Raw genomic sequence first — 21280 nt, 5'->3', positions numbered from 1 at the left:
CTGCGCCAGGGCGTACGGGCCGGAGAACGCCCACTCCATCGGCACCTGCTGGTCCAGCACCGCGGACAACAAACCGACCACAGCTCCCGCTGTCCGGTCCGATTCGAATCTGCACCGGGGAGGGCCCTGAGGCGTGCGCGGTCTACGTGTCCTGGCGGATCAGGTCGGCGGCTTTCTCCGCGATCATGATGGTCGCGGCGTTGGTGTTGACGGAGACGATCGTGGGCATCACCGACGCGTCCGCGACCCGCAGACCCTGGATGCCGTGCACCTTCAGGTCCGGCGCGACCACCGCCTGGTTGCCGGTCCCCATCGCGCAGCTGCCCACGAGGTGGAAGTACGGTCCGGTGGCGCGTGCCAGGAACGTGCGCAGTGCCGCCTCGTCGGTGGTGCCGTCCCCGGGGAGCACCTCGTGCAATTGCCACGGTGTGAAGGGACTTGCCGCCGCGATGTCGCGTGCGGCCTGGATGCCGTGCAGCATGCGGCGGATGTCCGATTCCTCGCCGAGGTAGTTCGGGTCGATCAGCGGCGGGGTGTCCGGATCGGCGTCGGCCAGGCGCACCGAGCCCCGGCTCTGGGGCACCGTCACGACTCCGAGGGTGAAGCTGTTCGCGGGGGCCTGCATCGTCGGCGGGTGGTACGGCACATGAATGAACATCAGCTGCATGTCGGGGCCTTGCAAGGACGCGTCACTGCGCCACAGCAGTGAGGTCTCCGCCAGGTTGGCGCGCCCTGCGGGAATCGGTCGGCTCGCTTCGTAGACGAGCCCGCACGCCGGATGGTCCTGCAGGTTGCGCCCGACGCCGGGCAGGTCGTGACGGACCTCGATACCGATGCGGCGGAGTTCGTCGGCGGGGCCGATGCCCGACAGCAGGAGGAGGCGCGGGGAGTCGACCGCTCCGCAGCTGACGACCACCTCACCGGTCGCGTACACGGCCACTGTCTCGCCCTGGCGCTGGTACTCCACGCCCGTACACCGCTCGCCTTCGAAGAGCAGGCGGCGCGTGCGGGTGCCGGTGAGGACGGTGAGGTTCGGCCGGCGGCCGCGCAGCGGATCCAGATAGGCGTTGGCCGTGCTCTGCCGGCTGCCCCCGGTGATGTTCAGATCGTGCCAGCCCGCGCCCTCCTGCCCCGCACCGTTGAAGTCATCCGTCACGGGATGCCCGGCCGCCGCCGCGGCGTCGACGAAGACCTGGGAGAGCGGGTTGCCGTCCTGAGCCGGTGCCGGGCGCATCGGGCCGCTGTCGCCGCGCCATACCGGGTCCCTGCCGACGGCCGTCTCCATCCGCCGGAAGTAGGGGACGAGTTCGTCGAAGCCCCAGCCCACGCAGCCGGACGCGGCCCAGCGGTCGTAGTCGTTGCGGTGTCCACGCAGGAACACCGACGCATTGATGGCGCTCGATCCGCCCAGCGTTCTGCCGCGCGGGCACAGTCGCGGCAGGCCGTCGGCGCCTGTCTGTGGCACCGTGGTGTAGGCGTAGTCGACGTCCGTGCCCCACAGCGTGGGCCACGCGGCGGGCGTCGCGAGGTCGGTTTCCGTCTCTGCGGGCCCGGCCTCGATCAGCAGAACTGTGGTGGCCGCGTCCTCGGACAGCCGCGCGGCGAGCACGCAGCCGGCAGACCCGGCACCGACGACGATGTAATCGAACTCCTGGGACATCGGCTTCGCCTCTCCTGCCGACCCACTGGTCCACAGCCCACCCGGGCGTCGTCGGCAGATCAAAGACGTACCCGACCGGCCCGGCCGGCAACCCGTCCATGGGATGGCCCCGTTCCGCGCACGACATCCCACTGACGTTCTGACTGTCGTCTGCCGCGAGAATGTCAGTCGTTCTGCCATGGGAAGTGTCAGTGGAATTCGACGCTGACAATTCGGAATGCCGGGTCCGGTGGGCGATGATCGGCATTATGGTCCGCCGGCTCACCCAAGGTTGCCCTGCCAAACGGCCAGGGCCACGGTGTCTTCGGTGGACAGCCCTGTAGTAGACGACAGGCACCTGCGACGCGTCAGGAATTCTGGACGGCGCCTACGAACCGCTCAACCTTGCTCCGCAGGTCTGGCGAGAGGTCGGAGAGGCCGCCGACGATGAAGGTCAGTTGCCTCGCAAGTTCCGGATAAGCGCTCCAGACAGCTGAGTTCCTGGTCAGGACCGCGCGTAGCAGGTCGCCCTCGTACATGTCGCCTTCGGCCAGCGGGTTGTCACGAAGTACCTCCACCGCGAGCGGAAGAAGCACTGGCAGCCCAATGTCCTGCCCGATCAGCAGGCGCAGGTCCTCAACGGTCAGAGTCCCGACCGGCCGACTCCGCAGGGCATGCGCCGTCGCAATGAGACGGGTGGCATCAGGCGGGGGCGCCTGCCAGCGATCACGTTCAAGCTCCTCAAGGGACCGACTACGGTCGATAGATACAGTCACCAGACGATTCTCTCGTGAATGCGTGTGGTCGGGTGCCGGAGACCATTGCTGGTCTCCGGCACCCGACCACAACGCGAGATCTCAAACACGGTCTGAAGCTCCATGGTCAGGTGCCCGTCGCGTATGAAGCGCCGACCGGTGCGCAGAGCAGTGCACTTGGTGGGGTCCTGCGCACCGGCTGTGGGCGGGGTGGTGACGAAGATGTCCGGGACGCCGTCGAAGCGGCGCCGGATCTCCCGCCACGCGGTCTCGATCGCACTGATGATGACCGCGCCGTGAACGACGGACGCGGTCGGCGACGAGGGCGGCTGTGCCGGGGACCCACCGAAACGGCCGGGTGATCGGCATCAGCATCTTCCACGACCTGCTGCCGCTGCCCGCCCCGGCCCACCAGCAGCCGCTCCATCCCGACGAGCACGCCGACATCGACGCCGACTGGCCGGCCCTGCCGACCGTCGACTTCCCCCTCTTCCTCGCCACCTGCCGCCGCCGCCTCGCCGGGGACACCTTCGACCAGCTCAACATCACCTACCGCGCCGAAGCACAGCGAGCGGATGAGTTCGTACGCCGCCACCGCCACGAGCTGACCCCGGGCCGCACCCCCGGCGAGTTCCAGCGGCAGCTGAACGCCTACCTGCGCGGCGAACGGCTCGGCACCGCCGCCAGCCCCCGCCTCGCCCTCATCCGGCTTCGCGCCATCCAAGCCGCCCTGCTCACCCGCGGCGTCCTGCTCCGCTGGCAGTCCGCCGCCCTCGGCCCCGCCGCTCCCGACCGGCTTACCACCTGGCTCACCCCCGGCATCTGCCGTGCCCTGCGTGCCACCGTCTCCACCCACGCCGCCGCCGTCACCGTGCTCTCCCTGCACCTGACCGCCGCCCCCGACCGCTTTGCCCACCTGCTGTGCCGCAACATCGACGAGGCGGGCCACTACCTCTACCTGCCGACCTTCGCCGACCACGCCGTTTACCTCCGCGCCGACTGGGCCCACCAGCTCGACCGCCGCGACGAGGACGAGTGCCCCAGCTACACCCACACCACCGGCAAGACCACCCTCCCGCCGTACGCGGCCGACATTGTCGCCGCCCACCTCGCCCACCGCCGCGCGGACGGCGCCGGCACCCGCCGCCGCTTCTTCGCCGACCCGAAGAACCCCGAGCTCGAAGCCACCGACCGCGCCCTGACCGAAACGGTCCTGCGCACCTGCCGCCGCATCGGCGTCGACCCGATCTGGCTTCACCGCCGCTCCTGCCAAGGCACACAGCTCGGTGCCGGCCCCGCCCCGCTCACCGACTGGATGGCCGCGCGTCGCCTCGATGTGGAGATCCTCAGCGACCGGGGCGCCGCCCTGTGACCGGCCCCGGCCCCTACAAGCCCCCGCGCTACAAACCCCGCGGCTGGGGCGAGGACCTGAGCCGCCGCCAGCACAACGCGGGCATGTCCGCGTGGGAGCTCGCCGACCTCCTCGGCGTCCATGAACACGACATCTCCCTGGACCACCTGCCCAACCAACCGCTGCACGTCGTCCTCGAACTCGCCCGCCGCCTCGACCTCCACCCCGGCGACCTCACCCCGTACGCCGCCGAGGTCTACGACCACCCCCGCTACTTCGACGCCCAGTTCCTGCCCGAGCCCGCCCCCGGCACCGACACGGACGCCGTTGCCGTCCTCAACGCGCTCGCCCACGCCGGCCGACCGCTCATCGCCGACTTCCTCGCCGAGTCCCTCGGCTGGAACCTCGACCGCGTCAGCGACGCCATCGAACGCGCCTGGGCCTACCCCCACCTCGCCGGACCGTACGCCCTGCGGCGCGCGGCCCCCTCCCACTTCACCCTCAGCCCACGCCTGGACGTCCTCACAGAGCGGCAGATGAACTGGGTCCACCCCGCCAACCACACCGAGCCGTGGCGTCACCCGCGAGATGCGCACTACCGGCCGCTCCAGCGCGACGTCCTCAGCGGGCAGTACGCGGCCGTGCTGTTCCAGGCGTCTTACGAGGGCTCCGTCTCCACCGATCCCGAGGAGCCGATCGCGGCCACCGTCGCGGGGCTGCTCGACGCCGGGCTCCTGGTCCGCGCCGCCGACGGCACCGCCGTACTTGCCGACGACGTCAGCACCTACTGACACACCTCATGGCAGAACCACTGACATCCAGTGGCAGACTCCGCTGACATCTCGATGGCAGACGACAACCGCCGACTGAAACGGACTCTGCGATCCCACTGCCATAACCCTGCGCATCCCGCTGACATCCACCCTGCGCACGACATTGTTGTCCGCGGACAACAAACTGTCCGGTGCGGCTGAAGGCTGCACCGGACTGCGCCCTGAACAGCGAGGTGAAAGTTCAGCTTGGGCACCCGTGGCTCCGATTGGTCAGCCCGACCTTGCATCTTTGGCGGCTACGCCCAGACGAACCGTTGTCCCCCATTTCGGCCCGCTCGGGCGCCACGGGACGACAGCATGAAGCCGGGGCCGTCGACACCGGCCCCGGGCCACATGAGAGGGAAGCATGAGCATCACCTACAGCTCCATCGCCGACGACCGCCCGATCTTTTCCGCCGAGGCGTACGCCGCCGTCAAGGCTGCGGCCGAGAGGCTCCCCGCCCTGTACGTGCCGAGCGTCCTGGAGCACGCCGCCGAGCTGCTTACCAGCCTGTGGGCCATCGGCGGTGAGCACTCCGTGCCGCCCGCCCAGTGGAGCTGGACGGAGAACATGGCTGAAGGCGTGCTCGACCTCGCCGCCTCCCCGTACGAGCGCGACCTGGAGACCGAGCGCACCGACGCGGAGGTCACGTCCCTGACGGGCTTCCTGTTCGGGGCTCTGGTCTCCGAGGAGATCGGCCTCAGGGCCCAGCTCGGCGCACGCCGCGACTATGTCGTCGTAGACCGTGGCCCCGCTACCCCGCGAGGTGGACGGAGCGGCGACTCCGACATCCTCGTCGCCATCTCGAACGACGGAGGCTGGTTCTTCGCCTTCAGTGACATGCACGTCCGCCGTATGCCGGTCATGGCTCCGGCGTCCCTCGCCGGCGCCCACCAGGTCGCCGAGGCCATCCGGGCCTTCGTACACGGAGAGCTCGGCGACGTCTTCACCCGCTGACTGCCACCCGGCCTCGACCCGGCCGCTGCCGGGTGCTTCTGCCGCTCCCGCTGAACGTCCGCCGTCCCTCGCCGTGCGGCACGCGAAATGCGTGCCGCACGGCGGCAGAGGCCCTCCACCGCGCCCCAGTTGGCCATTGCCTACTGACACGGACTTTGCGTTCCCACTGGCATAACGCTGCGCACGACAGCCACGTGCAAGATCCAATTGATCTGTGCAGATCTAGATGCAAGGTCCGGCTGACCTATGCAAGGTCAGCCACTACAGGACACAAACCGACCACAGCTTCCGCGACCAGAGGCTCTGTCACTCAAAAACGGAAAGTACCTCAGGTATCATCAAGAAATGATCATGGTTCGCTGAGCGGACGAGTCGTCGAGGGAAGGGGTCGGCCGTGGGTTGGGCGACCCCGATCGTGGCTCCCGAGCAGGTCGAGTACCGGCTCGCAGAGGACTGTGGCTGTGACCAGTCGTCGGACGCCGAGGTCGAGTACCGGCTCGCGGCTGCGAGTGACCTGCGGTGGATCGGGAGCGGGTTGACGGAGCTGGGGCTGGTCGCGGGAGAGCCTGTCGATCCGGATGCCGCGCGGGCGCTGATGGACGGCCGGGACTGGCGTACCGGTGAGCAGTTGGTGAAGCGCAAGCAGGAGCTGGACCCGCGCGGGAAGGTGACCGCGCGCGTCGTGGTCGACGCCGTCACCGGGCTCGCCGCCGCCGACGGGATGACCGCTGCGCAGTACCTCGGCAATGAGGCGCTGGCGAGCCGCTTCGCACGTGCCGAGCGCGGGATCGTCCGCGACGGGGAGGCGCACCTGCTGCCGGTCGGCGATGCCGGGCGGCTGGCCGCGGCTGCCGGGCTGTCGGTCGAGCAGCTCTACGGTGGCGATGTGATCGCCGAGGCGGACCGGTGGCGCAACCATCGCGTCGATGTCGGACTGCGCGGCGTCGACCTTTCTCTCGATCTCCCGAAATCCATCAGCACCGCGTACGCGCTCGCCGGTGAGGAACTGGCCGCGGCGATCGAGGGCGAGTGGATGGCCTCGGTGACCGAAGCGGTCGGGGCTCTTGAGGAGTGGACGGCCTACGGCATGGCCGGTCACCACGGTGACGGGCAGCGCGCCGAGCGGGTGGCCACCTCCGGGCTGATCGGCTGGACGACCCTGCACCGCTCCGCCCGGCCGGTCGATGCGTCTCCCGGTGACCCGCATCTGCACGTTCACGTCAACATTGCGCACATGGCGCGCTGCGAGGACGGGAAGTGGCGCACCATCGCGGCCGGGGCGGAGGATCTGCTCCGGCATGTGCACCTGATCAACGAAATTGCCGAGGCCCGGCTGCGCGCCCGGCTGATCGAGCGTCACGGTGCGCGGTTCGCCCGGAGCGAGAGCACGGGGGCGTGGGAACTCGTAGGCGTCGACGGGGACCTGCGCAGTGCTTTCTCGCGTCGCCGGCAGCAGGTCCTCGACCTCGTCGGCAGGGACGCCGGGCGTGACCGGCAGAGGGCCGCCGCGAGGCGGACGGCCCAGGCCAAGGACGAGGCGGCGGCAGAGGCGCCGCGCCACAACTGGCGGACGCGTGCCGCGGCGGTGCTGGGCGGCGAGGCTGCTGTCGACGCGATGGTTGCGGCCGCGCTTCCCGGGCCCGACGGACCCGACGGGGCCGCACCGTCGTGGCCCGGTGGTGACTGGCCGCTGATGCCGGGGCCGCAGGAGATCGCCTCGCAGATCTGGGATCCCGGGCATGGGCTGACCGCAGCCCGGAAGGCTGTCACCCACACCCACGTCATGGCGGCTGTCACACGGACGCTGCCCTACCTGCTGAGCAAGGACCAGCTGGTCGCGCTGACCGACGAGGTCTTGTCCGTCGACGGGCATGCCGTACGTCTCGCGGACTCCAACCGGCACCACCGCACACACCGTCAGCGCTACACGCACAGCGGCGTCGTCGCGGCCGAGCAGACCATCATCGAGTGCGCGACGGCCGGTCTGGATGCCGGCCTGGCGCAGCTGACGCCCGAGGCCGCCGAGCTGACGATCGCCACCGTCGAAGTCGCCCAGTCCACGTCAGGCCGCGCCTTCCGCTTCTCCCCCCAGCAGCGCGCCGTCGTGATGCGCCTGCTCACCGCCGGGCACGGGGCCGACGCCGTGATCGGCGTCGCGGGTGCGGGCAAGACCACCTTGATGAGTGCCGCCAGGGCCGGGTGGGAGGCCGCCGGCCTGACCGTCGCCGGAGCGAGCACGGCGGCCGTGGCGGCCGCGAACCTTGCCGCCGAGGCAGGCATCGAGTCCCGGACGATCGCCGCCTGGACGCGTGAGATCAGCGGCGGCCGCGGTCTCGACGGCGTCGGCGTCATGGTCATCGACGAGGCAGCCATGGTCGACGACCGCGCCCTTGCCACGTTGCTCCGGCATGCCGCCCGGACCGGCACGAAGATCGCAGGTGTCGGCGATCCGCTGCAGCTGCGCGCCGTCGGCATCGGCGGCGGGTTCGCCCGGATCCACCGGCTCGTCGACGGGCTGCAGTTGACGGAGAACCGGCGCCAGAGGGACGTCGTCGAGAGAGCGGCGCTGCAGGACTGGCGCGACGGAGGCCGTACGACAGCCCTCTCGGCGTACGCCGCACACGGTCACGTACACGCCGATGACACCGCCACCGAGGCCCTGACCTCCATGCTCGCGCGCTGGAACGAGGTACGCGGCCGCTGGGCCGGGGACCCCCACGGGCAGGTCGCCGATCTGCTGCTGCTCGCCGCACGGCGGGCGGACGTGGCCGCGCTCAACGCCGGGGCCCGCGCCGTCCTGGTCGCCTCCGGAGAACTGGACGCGGGCCGTACGTACGCAGTTGCCGGCGGCGGCCGGGTCGCCTTCGCTGCCGGAGACCTGGTCCACATCCGGCGCAACGACTACCGCTCCCGCCGCGACCTGTCCCAGCCCGACGTACTCAACGGCTTCCGCGGCGTCGTCCTCGAAGTGGACGACCAGCGCGGGGCACGGGTCGAGTGGCGCCGTCGACGTCCCGGCGGCGGGCACCACACACAGGCCGCGTGGATGTCGCAGAAGGACATCGCCGAGGGCCGGCTGACCCACGGCTACGCCATGACGATCGGTTCCGCCCAGGGCCTCACCTCGGACCTGACGATCGCCTACGGCCTGCATGCCGATTCCCGCTCGCTGTACCCGGCCATGTCCCGGGCCCGGCTGGAATCACATCTCTTCCTGCCACTCGACGAACTCGAGGACGACGTCACCCGGATCCGCTTCGGCGAAGTCCGCACCGACGGCGAACGACTGGACCGCGCCGTCGCGGCGTGCGGGCGGCTGCTGGAGGAGGAGCGCGGCGACGTCATGGTCACCGACGAGCTCGCCACCGCAGGGCGTTCGATGCCGACGATCCCGCCCGCGACAGTGACGCCCTGGAACGAACGGGAATGGGGACATCTGGCCACGGCCCACCTGGCGCCCGGTGTCCAGCAGGCCAACCGGGACGCGGCGATTGCCACGGAGCGGGCACGGACCTACGCACGGCAGGCCGACGAGCTCGCCGCCGTTCTCGGTACCGGCCAGGCACCGGCGCGCCGGACCTTCGCACAGATCAGCCGGCACCTGGACACGGCGGACAGCGATCTCGCCCGCGCCGTGCGTGCCGAGGAGCAGGCCGACGCCATCGAGCTCCAACTTGCCAGGCTGCGCGAGTCGAACCGCATCGAGGGCGACGCGGAGCGGAAGATCGTCGCCCGCCTCGCACTGAAGAGGACGGTGCTCACCGGGCGGCGCCGGATGAGGGAGGCCGTCGACGTCATGCACGCCAGGATCGAGGACCGTACCCGGCAGATCACGGAACTCGACGACCGGGCGGCCGAACTGCGGCGCCGGGCCCGGGCCCTGCGCGACGGTGTCAGGGACCGGATCCACAGAGCCACCGGAACCGATTCCGGCAGGCCGCTGCCCGACCGGATCGCCGAGTGCCGCGCCCAGCTGCCTGCCCTCGCCGTCCGCCTGAGCCGTGCTGACGCGGACCGGCACGAGGAACTTCTCCGGCAGGCGGCGGAGCAGCGCACGATTGCCGCCCTGGAGACACGTAAGGCCTGCGGACTGCGTGAGGAAGCCGAGCTACGAGCGCGGCTCACCCCTGGGCAGGCGGTCCGTGAGACGGAACAGCGGTCGCTGGCGGCGCGGGAAGCCGCAGCCACACGTCAGGCCGGGCAGAACCTCCGACGCGCCACCCGGGAAGTCGGCCACTGCAGCCGTGCCGCCTCTCCGCAGCCGCAGCCGCAGCCGCAGGGGTGGCCAGGACCAGGCCTCGGCCGCTGAAGGACCGTTCACTCGTGGTCGGTTGTTGTCCGCGGACAACAAACTGTCTGTTGTCCGCGGACAACGAACCGTCTGTTGTCCGCGGACAACAGACCGACCGCGGCCGGGCCGGACGGAGTCAGTTGTTCCGGGCGAGGGACTCCAGCCGTCGGCGGGTCCGGAGAGCAACCGGTGCGTCGGGTCCGTGGATGTCGGTGACCGTGCTGAGGAGCTCGATGCCGAGGCGGTGGGCGTCCTGGGCGGGGACGGTTCGCCAGAGGCTGTAGACGCGGCGGGTCGCCTCTTCGGTGTCGGGATGCCGAGGCCCCTGGACCGTCGCCCGCAGGCGGGCGGTGTGCAGGTACCACCCGAGCGCCGTGGCGTGGTCACCCACCAGATGAGCGAGATGTCCGCGGACCTCCCGGATGTGGACGACGTTCAGATGCTCGGCGCCGTACTCGGCGGCGATCTCGGTGTCGAGCTCGTACGCCATCCACGCGGCATCCTGCAGCCGGCCGCCGGATGCCGCCGCGGCGATCGCGGCCAGGCGTTCGCGCAGCGCCTCCGGTGTCCGCGCCCGGGGCCCGGCGTGCTCGGCAGGGGCGAGCGCGGGGGCTCCCCAGAACGCCGGAGACACGGTGCCCCACGGGTGGAAGACCTCTTCGTGCTCGTGCATGGCGGGATGCCCTTCGGTCGCGCGGGTCACCACTTCACCACCCGGCGGACCTCGGTGATCCGGGTGATGGCGCTGGTGGAGTTGCGCCAGCTGCTGTACGAGACGATCCGGGTCCGTACGCCGGTGCGCGGCGCCTCGATGATCTTGCCGTCGCCGATGTACATGCCCACGTGCCCCGGGCGCGCGTCCGATCCGTCGCTGCCCGGGTTGAACACCAGATCACCCGGCTTGGGTTCGTCGATGCTGACGTGGTCGCCGAAGCCGACCTGGTCGTAGGTGACCCGGGGAATGCCGATCCCGGCGGCCCGGTAGGCCTGCTGCATCAGGGACGAGCAGTCGCACCAGCGAGCCGGACTCCGGCCGCGGGCGTCGGTGCAGTCGCCTCCCAGGTGGTACCAGCCGCCCTTCTGCTGCAACGCCCAGGACACCGCGGTACGGACCTCGCGAGGGGTGCCGGCGGGCAGGGTGTAACCGGAGGGCAAGTCAACCTCCTCGCTGGGCGAGGGGGCGGTGAAGCGTCGAGCGGACGCCATGATGATGCTGACGTAGTTGTACGTCTGGCCCCCGGCGAACTTCTCGTCGGGTACGCCTCTGTGCTGGTCGACACGGCCCCAACCGGCGTTGTAGGCGGCGAGGGCCAGCTCGATGGGCGAGCCGTCGTACTGCGGGTGCGCCTTGCCCTTCTTCAGCAGGCTGCACATGAGCCTGCCCTGCCCGGCGATGGCGTCGGCGGGTTCCCAGACGCTCCTGGCCCCGTTGTTGTTTCCGTCCACGGCCCAGGTCGGCCAGGTGTCCGGCATGAACTGGGCGATGCCCTGCGCACCGACGCCGGGAGATTCAGCCCTCGGGTTGAAGTTCGATTCCTGCTTCAGCTGGGCGGCCAGGATCGACGGCGGCAACCCCTGGTCGCAGTCGGCGGACGCCTTGAGAATCATCGGCGCATACTCGGCGGGAACGCCGCCCCTGCCGATCCTGAGGCTTCCCGCCGTCGGCTCCACACTGCCCTCGCCGCTGTCGTCGTCGAACGTCGCAACGAGCAGCACGATGCCCATGCCGAACGCGACCGGCGTCATGACCGCCCCGCCCAACGCAACGGCCAGCCATCGCTTGACGCGCACAGTCCTCCCTAGGCCCTGCACCTCTTGATTTGCGCAAATGAACCCTGGTATGCGGTCTGTTCCGCCGGGCACATACCTGGCTCAATTTGCGTGACGATTCGTGACACTATGCCATCACTGCTTTACAAGGCATAAGTTGAAGGCGACTTCTAGTTGTCGGTGCACGGGAGGGCGGTATGGTCCCATCGTGTTTGCGTGGGGCGGATCGATGTATTCGATTAGCTGAAGCAAATCTCTGCCTGTGTCGTATGGCGGTCGGAGGTAAGGGTGGGTAAGAAGGAAGGCGCACTGGTGGCGCTGCCTGCCGAGTCCCGACTGGTGCTGCCGGTGATGGCGGCGACCGGGGGCAGCGGGCGCTCCACCGTCGCCGATCTGCTCGCCGGAGCGATGGCGGCGGCCGGGACCGCCACGGTCGTACTCGACACCGCACCACGCCTTTCCTCACCCTGGCCCTCCTGGACCCTCGGGCAGGAAGCCGGCGGCCTGGCCGTACTCCCGCCCGACCGGCCACTGACCCGCTCCCAGGTCCGGTCCGCCGCTGCCCGACGACCGGCCGGCAGGGGCGCGGGCTGGCAGGTGCTGACAGACGGACGCGACTGGCACAGCCCGCCGCTCGCCCTGCCCCAGGATCCCGCCGCCTGGCTCCAGCTCGCCGCCATCGGCGGCTGGCAGGCCGTCATCGCCGACACCACGCACCCCGTCGCCCACGACATCCTCGACGCCCGCTGTGCCGGGCGCACCGGGCAGACCCGGGCCTGGTGCGAACTCCCCTATGCGGTACCGGTGCTGTGTGCGGCCGCCACCGCCGGCGGCGTCCAGGCCCTGCAGCAGGCCGTGTTGGCACTGCACGCCGACGGCATGCCGCTGCCCCGCACGGTGGCCGTACTCGTCGCACAGACCGACGGGCGGCTGCCCGCCGTGGTCCGGGCCGGCGCGACGATGCTGACCTCCCGCACCGCCGCCGTGGTGCACCTCCCGCACGACCCGCACATCCGCACCCACGGGCTGCGGACGGTATCCCGGCTGCGCTCACGCACCCGGCAGGCCGCCCACTCGCTCGCCCGGGCAGTCCTCGCAGCGGCCGGCGCCACCTGGGGCATACCGCTTCCCGACGCGCCGCGACCCGCGCCGCTCGCTGTTGTTTCCCCCGCTTCCGGACCACTCTGACGAGGTGTCGGCCATGACTTTGATGACCACCCTGCACACCCTGGCCACCGACCCGGGCCTGCACGTACTCGCCGGGGACGACCCGATCGTCCCGAAGTACAGCCCGGCGCTTCCCGATGCGGTGAACACCCAAGTCAAGACGATGCTGTCCTGGACCGCAGGGCTGGGCCTCGCGGCAGCGATGGGCGGCGGGCTGCTGGGCTGGCTCCTGGTGGCGGTGGGCCACAACAGCGAACGCGCACAGCTGGCCGCCCGCGGCAAGCAGTCCGTGCTCTGGAGCCTGTTCGGCGCCGGAGGCATCGGTGTGACCAGCAGCCTTGTCCTCGCGTTCTACAACATGGCGAAGTGAGGCGGCGACAGATGGACACCCACGACCGCAGTGCCCGCAAGGCCAGACTCACCCTCGCCGGGCTCGCCGTACTTGCCGCAGCGGGGCTGGTCGGCGGGGGCGTGGTGGCTTACTCCCTGCTCGGGAACGACGATTCGGAGAAGGGCGCGGCAGCCCCCTCAGCCACCGCGAAACCAGGACCGTCTGCGACCGGACCGAGTGGCGGCGGCAGGATGACTCCGGAGAAGGCGAAGAAGATCAGGCTGAGAGTCCCGACAGGGCAGGCGGACGGCGTCTCCACAGGCTTCCCTCGCAGCCCGGGCGGTGCGATCTCAGCGGCTGTCTACTTCTGGGAGGAGTACGCCTTCCTCGACGACCAGAAGGCCCGCCAGCAACTTGAGGCCGTCGTGTCGCCGGACGCCGTCGGCTATATCGACGAGCAGATCTCCGAAGTCCGCAAGCTGAGGGAGGCGTCCAATCTTCCTTCCTCCGGTGGCACTCCGGCCGGCATCACATTCACCACCACCGTTGAAGCGGCACGTCCTACCTCGATCATCGTGCCGGGCGACACTCCGGGCGACGTCGTTCAGATCTGGATGAACTACGACCGTTACGCGGCCACGCCGGAGAAGCCGACGGACGACAACCCGCTCAAGGGCGAGGACATCGACTTCATCCTCAAGTGGCAGAACGGCCAGTGGAGACTGACCAACGAGTCGAAGTACTGGAAGAAGCGGAGCTTCCCAGTCGCCTACTTCCCCGAATCACCGTACGCGTGGGACGACGGCTGGGTGCAGGTGAGGCATGCGGACTGATCGGGCACAGCGAGGCTACGTCCGCAGCTTCGCCTGTCTCACGGTCATCCTGCTGACGTGCTTCGGCGCCGGTCTGAGTGCCGCTCCCGCAGCAGTGGCCGAGGACAAGCCGAAATGGCACCTCGACCACGGCCCCGACAGCGGCAAGAAGGCGGCGGACGATTGGTCTGGCGGTTCACCGGTCGGGATCGACAACAAGGGCAACTACTGCCTGTACGAGGAGATCGATGACGCCAGCATCTGTCGGATGCCAGAGGCCGGCGAGATGCCAGGCTCCGTCGACATCTGCGAGGGAGCCGACGGAACCGGAGCCCGGGACTGCAGCAATGAGGACCGCCACGCGTTCGAGAAGCGCCGACTGGAGAAGTGGCGCAAGAACTACCCGAACAAGGCCGATGACCCGACGTACGAGAAGCTGAACCAGTTCATCACCGACTGTGTCGACAAGGGCAGCTCATTCCGGGACTGCCAGCGCGACGGAGCGGCCAAGTACCCGCCCGAGGCGAAGACCCCGGTCACGTGGGCGGCCGGGAAGATCTCGGAGATGGCCTCGAACGCGCTCCAGGAGGCCGCCCGCTACATCGGCAAGTCCGTGGTGTGGCTGCTGGAGGAGTTCGCGAAGGTCTTCAACGACTCGTCCACCGTCGACCTGTCCAAGGCCGGCATCGGCAAGCCGAAGGGGATCATGACGGTCCTCTCCCTGCTGGTCGCGACGTTCCTGTTGCTGCTGCAGTTCGGGAAGGTGGCGATCAGCCAGCGAGGCGAGCCCGCGGCGACCGCCGTGACGGGTCTGGCGAAGTGGGGGATCATCTCGTCGGTCTACGTGATCGCCACGCAGACGGCGCTGACCTGGTCGGACGCCGTGTCCACCTGGATCATCAACTACAGCTTCCACGGCGGCGGCTCGGGTGCGGGCGACGCGACCAAGGCGATGCAGCAGCAGCTGGGCACCCTGTTCGGCGGGCTGATCACCGGCGGAGGCGGCGTGGCGACCGTTGGCACGGCGCTCATCACCGGTGAAGGGGTGACGGCTGCGGCGGTCGGAGTGATCATCGTGGTCGGGGTCGTGTGCATCCTGGCAATTGCCGCGCTGTGGATCGAGGTGCTGCTGCGGCAGGCCGGAATCATGATCCTGGTGGCGACCATGCCCGTGGTGCTGGCCGGGCAGCTGTCCGACTCGACGCAGGAATGGTGGCCCAAGGCCCGGAACGCGCTGATCGCGCTGGTGCTGATGAAGCCGGTGATCGTGCTCTGCTTCGCGATCGGGTTCGGTGCCATGTCCGAGGGCGACGGGGTGCAGAACATGTTCGTCGGCCTCGTCATCTTCGTCCTCGCCTGCTTCGCATGGCCGGTTCTCGCGAAGTTCATGACGTTCTCCACGGTCGGCGGCGGCAGCGCGATCGCGTCCGGAATCATGAGCTCGATCGGCTCGTCCGCCGCATCGATGGGCGGTGGCTACCGGCCCGAGATGGGCGGAGCCGGGGCAGTCGGCGGCGGCAGTGCCTACACCCGCGCCCTGGAGCAGGACACCGCGCAGACCGCCGCCGGCGGCTCCAATGCCATGCAGGGCATGGGCAACGGTACGGGGACCGGGAGCGCGGGCAAGCGCGCCTTCGGATCCCGGGTCATGGGCACGGTCGGACTGCCCCTGCAGGTCCTCGCCGCGGGCAAGGACTCCCTGGAGTCCGGCATGGCGAGCACCGCGGGACACGCCGGTCTCGACCACGGTGCGGCCGGCGGACGGCACGTGATCATCGCTCAGCGGCGCCCGTTTGCCCACGCCGGACAGCCGCAGGAAACGGACGACAGCACCCCGGTACGGAGCGCGCCCCGGCCGGTACAGCCACCGACTCCTCCTCCGACTCCTCCGACTCAGGGATAGCCGATGACACAACCCCTCACCTACAGCGGCTGGCAGTCGGAGAAGTCCGGCTTCATGGGGCGGCTTTCAGGACCCGGTTTCGCCCTGGTCACCGTGGCCTGCGCGCTGCTGCTCACCCCCGTCAACCTGTCCAGCTGGGCCGCGGCCGCCGTCTGCGTACCGCCGGCTCTGCTGCTGCTCCTGCTCGCCTTCGGGCGGGTGAGCGGGCTGAGCGCCGACGAATGGATCCTTCTGGCAGTGAGGCATCAGATCGCCGTGGCACGGAAACAGAACATCTTCTTCAGCGGGCCGTTCGCCCCTTGCTCCGCAAGCACCGGGCACCAGCCGATGGACCTGCCCGGCACCCTGGCCCGGCTCCGCATCCTGGAGGCCCCCGACGGCCTGGGCGGGCTGCTCGGTGTCGCGCACGACCCGGTGGCCGGCACGTACACCGCTGTTGCCCGCGTCTCCTTCCCCGGCCTGGCACTCGTGGACAGCGACAAGCAGGCGGCCCGGGTCTCCTCCTGGGCCGCGCTGATGCGTACGTTCTGCACCGAGGACTCGCCCGTCACCCGCCTGTCCGTGCACCAGCGCTGCCTGCCCGACGACGGGGCGGCCCTGCGGTCGTGGACCGCGCAGCACATCACCGCCGACGCCCCGCCGGCGGCGGTGAGCGCGCTGGCCGATGTGATGGAAGGAGCAGGACCCGCGGCGACGTCCCGGGAGACGTACCTGTCCATCACCCTGTCGGCGGCCCGGGCCCGCCTCGCCGTCAAGGGCGCCGGCGGCGGCCAGGTCGGTGCCGCAGCCGTCCTGGTACGCGAGCTCCACGCACTGGGCGGAGCACTGAGCACCGCGAGCCTGCAGGTCGTCGAATGGCTCTCCCCGCGAGGCCTGGCCCAGACCGTGCGCACCGCGTACGACCCCGACGCCCAGGTCGCGCTCGCCACCGCCAACGCCGCCGCCCGGACACCCGGATGGGAAGGCACCGAGGAGGGCGTCGACCCGGACCTCGCCGGGCCCGCGGCCGCCGAGACGGGATGGGGCACCTACCGCCACGACGGAGCCTGGACGGTCACGTACCAGGTGCGGACCTGGCCGCAGGCCCAGGTGTACGCGACGTTCCTGCAGCCCCTGCTGCGCCCCAGGCGCAACGCCCGGCGCTCGATGAGCCTGGTCTACGAGCCGCTCGGCCCGCGCCGGGCCCGCCAGGAACTCGCGAAGGAGAAGAGCAAGCGGTCCTCGGCCCGGTACCTGCGGGCCAAGACCGGCCGGGACGAGAGCGAGGACGAGCGCCGCGAGGTCGACCTCGCCCGCACCCAGGACATGGCCCGGGCATCCGGCCAGGGCGTGGTGCGGATGACTGCAGTGCTGTCGGTGACCGTCACCGACCTGGAGGAACTGGAGACGGCCTGCGCGGAGATGCAGGCCGACGCCGCGGCGTCCGGCCTGGAACTGCGGCGCATGTGGGGCGCCCAGGATGTCGGCTTCGCCGCCGGGGCACTCCCGCTCGGCCAGGGACTGCCGGACCGGCGGACGGGATTCTGATGGGCCTGTTCACCCGCCGCCGTACCGGCGACGACACCCTGCTGAACGCCGCAGGCATCGGCGAGGCCACCGGCATCAGCACGGCGTTCGTCCCCGCACAGGCCGGGCCGACGGCGGCCGAACAGCGCGCCGCCCGCCGTCTCGAAGCCGCCGACACCGTCATGCGGATCGCCCCCCGCAAGGGGTGGCCGCACCCGTACGCGGGACGGTCCGCGTCCCTGCCCCGCACCGAGGTGGTGCGCGCCGACACCGGCAACGCGGCCGGCGCCTACCCGTTCCTGCACGCCGGGGCACTGCCGCCGGTCGGGGCGTACATCGGGCACAACACCCTGACCACGCAGGCGTTCTCCGCCCACCCGGCGGTCTGGGTCCGCGAAGGACTGTGCACCAACCCCAACGTCATGATCACCGGCATTCCGGGGTCGGGGAAGTCCGCGCACATCAAGGCCCTGTGCTTCCGGCTGATGGCCTTCGGCCACCGCACCCTGATCGCGGGCGATGTGAAGGGCGAGTACGCGGGTCTGTGCCGCCACCTGGGAGCCGAGCCGGTCCGGCTCGGCCCCGGCATGCCCGGCCGCCTCAACCCGCTGGACGCCGGACCCCTCGGCACCGGCCTGGACCGGATCGCGGACTCGGCCGAACTCCGCAGCCGCCTCCAGGAGATCCACCGCCGACGCCTGACCCTCCTCAAGGCGCTGCTGGAGCTCCAGCTCAAGCGGACGCTGGAGTCACAGGAGGAAGAGGCCCTGGACGTCGCGGTGCGCGAGGTCACCGGCGAACTGTACGGACAGACCCGCCTCGCGGTGCCCACCCTGCCGCTCGTCTACGACAAGCTGCGCGACCCCACCGACGCGATGGCCCGGGAGCTCCGCGTCCGCGACGGCGAAGCCCAGCGGGCCCGCGAGCAGATGGCCACCATCCGCTCGGCGCTCGGCTCCATGGTCAACGGCCATCTGGGCGGCCTCTTCGACCAGGAGACATCCATCGGCCTGGACTGGGAGGCCCCCATCCAGTCCGTCGACATCTCCGCCCTGGAGCAGTACGGCGACGAGACGGTCGCCATGGTGCTCTCCTGCGTCTCCTCCTGGGCACAGGCGGCGATCGACCGGCCCGGACAGCGGCCGTGGGTCGTCGTACGGGACGAGCTGTGGCGCCAGATGCGCTCCGGCGGCGCGGCCATGGTCCGCAAGGTCGACGCCGACCTCAGGCTCTCCCGGGCGACCGGCACGATCCAGATCCTGGCCACCCACCGTCTGTCCGACTTCGAGAGCGTCGGCGCGGCCGGATCGGAGGCCGTGGCGATCGCCAAGGACCTCATCTCCTCCTGCGAGACCCGCATCCAGCTTGCCCAGGACACCCGCCCCCTGCAGATCACCCGCGAGGCGATCGGACTCACCGACGCCGAATGCGACCTGATCGGCTCCTGGGGTGCCGGCCAGCGCGGCCGCGCCCTGTGGAAGGTCGGCCGCGGCGGAGGCTCGCACGCCGTCCAGCTCGTCCTCTCCCACACCGAGCAGAAGAGAGCAGGTGGAGTCCGCGATTGCTTCGTAAGAGCAGCCGAACCGGAGGATCTGGAGCAGTTTGTCGAAGACGAGCCGGTCGCCGATCCGGCGCCGGTGGCAGCCCAACGGGTGGCTCTGATCAAACTCGGGCCGCTGCGGCAACAGGCCGGCAAACTGGTCCCAGAGCGGTTCAGCCAGCCATGATGGCAGTACAGGCACAGGTCTCCTCAGTGATCACAGAGCGTCGCAACTCCATGATCACGGACCTGTGCCTGTGCCGTCTGCCAACTGGCCCCGCCTGCTGACGATCTGCACGGCCTCCAGGGTCGCGATGCCACAACAAGCGGCTCATTGCTCGTCCTCGAGGCCCTGAACGTCGACAGGCTGCGTGCCGTTGAAGGTCACCAGGATTCCGTAGGGGTTCGCCAGCCGGAACCTGCTCTCTGTGAACCGGATTGCCCAGGTCTGGTCGGCCCACACCACTGCTTCGGGAACTGCCAACGGCAACTCTGGAAGATCCAGCCAGCTCAGTTCCTCGGGTGTGAGTTCAAAGTGCCGCTCCCGGAGCCGGGTCCGGCAGTACCGCACGGCTCGGTCGACGAAGACGTCGAAACGGCTCACAACGTCGTGAGCGAGTTGGAGGGTGACCTCTTCAGGCGGCGCGGCCGGCTCAATCACCAGACTGATAACCGCCGCGTTGCCGCCTGCCGACTCCGGGAAGCAGCCGGTCCAGCAGGCCAAAGACGGAGGGCTCTCCGTCCGTTTCAACGCAAGCCCGGCGATACGCAGCGTTGCGGGCAGGTCCACACCGATGTCCGAGATACTTGGCAGTTCGCCGTCGTCCGACATCGGCTCAGCATATGCCAAGCCCCATCACGCCGATTACCCGACAGCCGAGACACACGGTGACCGCGCGACCACTTTCCACTCCCGAACCGAGCCCTATCTGCGCGACCTCTTATGCTCCAGCGCGGCGTGATCGTCTCCCACGAGACCGTCCGCCGCTGGTGCGCCAAGTTCGGGCAGGCCTACGCCGACGGTCTGCGCCGCCGCCGGCCCCGGCCCGGCGACAAATGGCACCTGGACGAGGTGTTCGTCAAGATCAACGGGGAGCAGAAGTACCTGTGGCGGGCCGTCGACCAGGACGGCAACGTCTTGGACATCCTCGTTCAGAGCCGCCGGGACAAGACCGCGGCCAGGCGTTTCCTGCGTCGTCTGATGAAGAAGACCGGTGCGGTGCCGAGGGTGATGGTCACCGACAAGCTCCGCTCCTACGGCGCGGCCCACCGTGAGGTCATGCCCTTCATCGAGCACCGCTCGCACAAGGGGCTGAACAACCGGGCGGAGAACAGCCACCGGCCCACCCGCCAGCGCGAACGAGCGATGAAGAGCTTCCGCAGCGTCGGTGGAGCCCAAAGGTTCCTGTCAGCGTTCAGCGGCATCTCACCCCTTTTCCGGCCCCGCCGACACCTGATGACCGCCGCCGAACACCGCTTGGAGATGACCATCCGCTTCACCATCTGGGACCAGATCACCGAGAACATCAGCCGGCCAGCCGCGGGCTGACCCGGGATCCCGCCGCAGGGGAACCGCACCCGAACGCGCCGTCAGACACCCACGCACCCAACAACGTGACAACGCCCTTCAACGCGTTCAGGGTGTCGCGGGTGCACCGGTCGTGCCGGTCGGCGGGGCGCAGCGTCCGCCAGAGCTGATCAGGGGTGGCCCTCTGGAAGATTCCGAGAGCCCTCGGCACTTCCTTCCTTCGCACTCCGGTCGGCTTCCATGCCTTGGGTGTCTGGCTAGGAGGGTTGTCGAACGCGTCGCGGGACCTTGACTTCCGGGGCTGACCCGCGGAGACGCGCCCGGCGGGCGAAGTGGTCGTGGAGGGGGCGATGGAGGGGCCCGTGGAGGGGGCCTGCGGGACCTGGTCCACGTCGCCGGCGGGCGCCGGGCCGGGCACGGTACAGGGGGCTTGGGCGGAGTGAGGTGTGTGGTCGGCGGGCACGGTGTCCTCGGTTTCCCCCGGCCTGCGGGCCGGGTCGGCAGTCGTCCGGCCCGCACGCGGATGTGCGTGCAGGCCGGGGCCACCGTGCGAAGCCACCCCTTGACCGTCGTCTGACGGTCACCGACGGCGGGTGTCCGATTCCTCCTTGACCATCCCCTTGACGGGTGAGTTTGTCCGTGACCGACGTCACGGGCGGCGCACCGCCCCGAAACCCCGAGAATGGCGCGGCTGATCGGCGAGTTCGGTGCGCTGCTGCTGGCCAACTACCTCACCGCCGTGCCCGATGAGCACGCCGACTGCGATTCCGCGTACGTCCTCGGGCAGCTGGTGACGGTGGCGAGCCGGTACCTCAAGCGGAGGTTAGCTGACCGAGTCCCAGGCATCCGCGTTGATGAAGCGGCTGAAGCCCCGCCAGGAGTTGGGGCCCATCTCACCGTCGATGGGACCGGTGTAG

Annotated in this window: 15 protein-coding genes and 3 pseudogenes; 12 read left to right on the top strand and 6 right to left on the bottom strand. The window is 70.0% G+C overall.

Annotated elements, in window-relative coordinates:
* Window positions 1-142: 142 nt before the first annotated feature.
* Both ACWCQ6_RS30695 and ACWCQ6_RS30690 read right to left on the bottom strand, forming a co-directional pair.
* Entirely contained in the window at window positions 143-1660 is a 1518-nt protein-coding gene (locus ACWCQ6_RS30695) for a GMC family oxidoreductase (RefSeq protein ID WP_451094742.1), read from the bottom strand.
* 347 nt (window positions 1661-2007) lie between these two features.
* Window positions 2008-2415 carry a contact-dependent growth inhibition system immunity protein gene (locus tag ACWCQ6_RS30690; protein ID WP_356484265.1) on the bottom strand — a complete coding sequence of 136 codons (408 nt, stop codon included), beginning with the start codon at window positions 2413-2415 and terminating at the stop codon, window positions 2008-2010.
* 123 nt (window positions 2416-2538) lie between these two features.
* Between ACWCQ6_RS30690 and ACWCQ6_RS30685 the strand changes: the two genes are divergently transcribed.
* The 5 genes from ACWCQ6_RS30685 (at window position 2539) to mobF (ending at window position 9824) form a co-directional block, all read left to right on the top strand.
* Window positions 2539-2694 carry a hypothetical protein gene (locus ACWCQ6_RS30685; protein ID WP_451094739.1) on the top strand — a complete coding sequence of 52 codons (156 nt, stop codon included), beginning with the start codon at window positions 2539-2541 and terminating at the stop codon, window positions 2692-2694.
* A gap of 58 nt (window positions 2695-2752) precedes the next feature.
* Window positions 2753-3766, top strand: a complete 1014-nt coding sequence (locus ACWCQ6_RS30680) for a hypothetical protein (RefSeq protein WP_451094737.1) — start codon at window positions 2753-2755, stop codon at window positions 3764-3766.
* Complete coding sequence (locus tag ACWCQ6_RS30675; RefSeq protein WP_451094735.1) at window positions 3763-4536, top strand: hypothetical protein; 774 nt, start codon at window positions 3763-3765, stop codon at window positions 4534-4536. Before ACWCQ6_RS30680 ends, ACWCQ6_RS30675 begins: the two co-directional genes overlap by 4 nt.
* A gap of 388 nt (window positions 4537-4924) precedes the next feature.
* The gene (locus ACWCQ6_RS30670; RefSeq protein ID WP_451094733.1) at window positions 4925-5515 is read left to right on the top strand and encodes a hypothetical protein; all 591 of its coding nucleotides are present in this window, start codon (window positions 4925-4927) and stop codon (window positions 5513-5515) included.
* A 394-nt stretch (window positions 5516-5909) separates the two neighbouring features.
* Window positions 5910-9824 (top strand): MobF family relaxase, encoded by a 3915-nt coding sequence (gene mobF, locus ACWCQ6_RS30665; RefSeq protein WP_451094731.1) that lies wholly within the window; start codon window positions 5910-5912, stop codon window positions 9822-9824.
* 118 nt (window positions 9825-9942) lie between these two features.
* Here mobF and ACWCQ6_RS30660 read toward each other — a convergent pair whose 3' ends face one another.
* The gene (locus ACWCQ6_RS30660) at window positions 9943-10479 is read right to left on the bottom strand and encodes a hypothetical protein (RefSeq protein ID WP_451094729.1); all 537 of its coding nucleotides are present in this window, start codon (window positions 10477-10479) and stop codon (window positions 9943-9945) included.
* A 26-nt stretch (window positions 10480-10505) separates the two neighbouring features.
* On the bottom strand, window positions 10506-11597 hold the full coding sequence (locus tag ACWCQ6_RS30655) for a C40 family peptidase (RefSeq protein ID WP_451094727.1): 1092 nt from the start codon (window positions 11595-11597) through the stop codon (window positions 10506-10508).
* Window positions 11598-11864: 267 nt separating this feature from the next.
* On the opposite strand from ACWCQ6_RS30655, the gene ACWCQ6_RS30650 reads away from it, so the two are divergent.
* From ACWCQ6_RS30650 to ACWCQ6_RS30625, 6 genes and pseudogenes are all read left to right on the top strand, one after another.
* Window positions 11865-12764 carry a hypothetical protein gene (locus tag ACWCQ6_RS30650; protein WP_451094725.1) on the top strand — a complete coding sequence of 300 codons (900 nt, stop codon included), beginning with the start codon at window positions 11865-11867 and terminating at the stop codon, window positions 12762-12764.
* Window positions 12765-12777: 13 nt separating this feature from the next.
* Window positions 12778-13113: a hypothetical protein gene (locus ACWCQ6_RS30645; RefSeq protein WP_450313328.1), complete on the top strand. Its 336-nt coding sequence runs from the start codon at window positions 12778-12780 to the stop codon at window positions 13111-13113.
* Window positions 13114-13124: 11 nt separating this feature from the next.
* Window positions 13125-13907 carry a hypothetical protein gene (locus ACWCQ6_RS30640; RefSeq protein ID WP_451094723.1) on the top strand — a complete coding sequence of 261 codons (783 nt, stop codon included), beginning with the start codon at window positions 13125-13127 and terminating at the stop codon, window positions 13905-13907.
* On the top strand, window positions 13897-15789 hold the full coding sequence (locus tag ACWCQ6_RS30635; protein WP_451094721.1) for a hypothetical protein: 1893 nt from the start codon (window positions 13897-13899) through the stop codon (window positions 15787-15789). Before ACWCQ6_RS30640 ends, ACWCQ6_RS30635 begins: the two co-directional genes overlap by 11 nt.
* Before the next feature lie 3 nt (window positions 15790-15792).
* Complete coding sequence (locus tag ACWCQ6_RS30630; protein WP_451094719.1) at window positions 15793-17316, top strand: SCO6880 family protein; 1524 nt, start codon at window positions 15793-15795, stop codon at window positions 17314-17316.
* Window positions 17316-18833 (top strand): annotated as a pseudogene (locus ACWCQ6_RS30625) (type VI secretion protein); the annotation flags it as partial. The gene ACWCQ6_RS30630 and the pseudogene ACWCQ6_RS30625, both read left to right, overlap by 1 nt.
* Window positions 18834-18836: 3 nt before the next feature.
* On the opposite strand, the pseudogene ACWCQ6_RS30620 reads toward ACWCQ6_RS30625, so the two are convergent.
* Window positions 18837-19037: pseudogene (locus ACWCQ6_RS30620) on the bottom strand (IS5/IS1182 family transposase); the annotation flags it as partial.
* Between the two features lie 129 nt (window positions 19038-19166).
* Window positions 19167-19667: a hypothetical protein gene (locus ACWCQ6_RS30615; RefSeq protein ID WP_451094717.1), complete on the bottom strand. Its 501-nt coding sequence runs from the start codon at window positions 19665-19667 to the stop codon at window positions 19167-19169.
* Between the two features lie 72 nt (window positions 19668-19739).
* Here ACWCQ6_RS30615 and ACWCQ6_RS30610 point away from each other — a divergent pair.
* Window positions 19740-20384 (top strand): annotated as a pseudogene (locus ACWCQ6_RS30610) (IS6 family transposase); the annotation flags it as partial.
* Window positions 20385-21280: the final 896 nt, after the last annotated feature.

It is taken from the genome of Streptomyces sp. NPDC001880, assembly GCF_053594575.1.
This window is presented reverse-complemented; position numbering and strand designations above follow the sequence as displayed.

What these genes read in the sequence shown, in the direction of transcription:
- ACWCQ6_RS30695 (WP_451094742.1), bottom strand. Translation starts at nt 1,660, where the DNA reads ATGTCCCAGGAGTTCGATTACATCGTCGTCGGTGCCGGGTCTGCCGGC.
- ACWCQ6_RS30685 (WP_451094739.1), top strand. Translation starts at nt 2,539, where the DNA reads ATGAAGCGCCGACCGGTGCGCAGAGCAGTGCACTTGGTGGGGTCCTGC.
- ACWCQ6_RS30670 (WP_451094733.1), top strand. Translation starts at nt 4,925, where the DNA reads ATGAGCATCACCTACAGCTCCATCGCCGACGACCGCCCGATCTTTTCC.
- ACWCQ6_RS30660 (WP_451094729.1), bottom strand. Translation starts at nt 10,479, where the DNA reads ATGCACGAGCACGAAGAGGTCTTCCACCCGTGGGGCACCGTGTCTCCG.
- ACWCQ6_RS30645 (WP_450313328.1), top strand. Translation starts at nt 12,778, where the DNA reads ATGACTTTGATGACCACCCTGCACACCCTGGCCACCGACCCGGGCCTG.
- ACWCQ6_RS30640 (WP_451094723.1), top strand. Translation starts at nt 13,125, where the DNA reads ATGGACACCCACGACCGCAGTGCCCGCAAGGCCAGACTCACCCTCGCC.
- ACWCQ6_RS30635 (WP_451094721.1), top strand. Translation starts at nt 13,897, where the DNA reads ATGCGGACTGATCGGGCACAGCGAGGCTACGTCCGCAGCTTCGCCTGT.
- ACWCQ6_RS30630 (WP_451094719.1), top strand. Translation starts at nt 15,793, where the DNA reads ATGACACAACCCCTCACCTACAGCGGCTGGCAGTCGGAGAAGTCCGGC.
- ACWCQ6_RS30615 (WP_451094717.1), bottom strand. Translation starts at nt 19,667, where the DNA reads ATGTCGGACGACGGCGAACTGCCAAGTATCTCGGACATCGGTGTGGAC.